We start from the raw sequence: 1097 nt of genomic DNA, 5'->3' as shown, positions 1-1097 counted from the left end.
CTCGCTAAATTCATGGCAGTTACAAGGGCTGGAAGAGGCTAATTTGGCAGGGGGCACACCGGGCTGGCGACAGGCCAAGCCGGTGGAGGAGGATGATAAGTACCCTTTAGATCGTAGCAAGATCACTGCACTGTTACAGCCATTATTGAATTGATTTGAGATTAATTGATGAAAAAACCTGTATTACCTTTTTTTGCCGGACAGCACCGGCAAGAGCGCCTTAGCGCCCGCACTGTTTTTAGTCCGTTACCGGTCATGACCAATGTTCCACCTGTACGGCGAGCTGATTGGCTCACTAAAAAATGCGACCACTATATTGAAATAGGGGGCGCTGGGGGGTCTTTATTCCAAACTCAGCTTTTTTATATGGTTTGGGTGATAGGGTTAACATCTTTCGCCGTGCTTTTTTGGGGCGCGCCAGGTTCATATGATCATGGTATTAGCGGTGGGCAAGGCTGGGTAGGTGTTTGGGCTGGGAACTATCAAGAGGTGTGGATCGGCCCAGGCCAGTGGCGAATGGAGTTCAGTTGGATGAATTTATTCGGCGCAGTTCTATTGCTGGGCATGGGGCCCGGTTTTGCGCTGTATATGACTGTAAAGCTGATTTGGGAGCATCAGCAACAATTGCACCGAGTGTTACCATTTCGCTTTCATCGCCAACGCCGCGAGGTGATGCTATCGCGCTGGGATAAGCGAGCTAAAAAAACTGAAGTGCGAATTTTTCCGTGGGAAGAGATGTGCGCCATGGTCGGGGAAGGTTCCGCAGTATCCACCAGTGGTGTAATGACGATGGCAACGTTGTTTTTTGGTATCAATTCCGATGAGAGACCGGGGCATTTTTGGTCAGGGATCAATGTCGGTACGCTGAGCAAAGAAATTGGTGCCAGTGAATGGGAAATGATCCGCCGCTATATGGATGAAGGCCCTGAGGCTCTTGATGAGCCAGCGCCAATCACCTTTAACGGCATGATTGATGAATTTTGCCGAGAGCGAAAAATACCCCGTAGTGCCTTCTCGCCATTGCGCCGTCTTTGGTGGGAAATGAACGGTACCCGTTTGGGTATTTTGCGGCTCAATATTCAAAGCCGAGTCCAAAA

General features: G+C 49.8%; 1 protein-coding gene. It reads left to right on the top strand.

Annotation, left to right across the window (positions count from 1 at the left end):
* Positions 1 to 168: 168 nt before the first annotated feature.
* Positions 169 to 1097: hypothetical protein (locus ACRC27_RS11840; protein ID WP_438639952.1), on the top strand; the 929-nt coding region annotated here is incomplete at its 3' end.

It is taken from the genome of Plesiomonas sp. (assembly GCF_051650925.1).
GTDB lineage: Bacteria > Pseudomonadota > Gammaproteobacteria > Enterobacterales > CAMTGL01 > Plesiomonas.
This window is presented reverse-complemented; position numbering and strand designations above follow the sequence as displayed.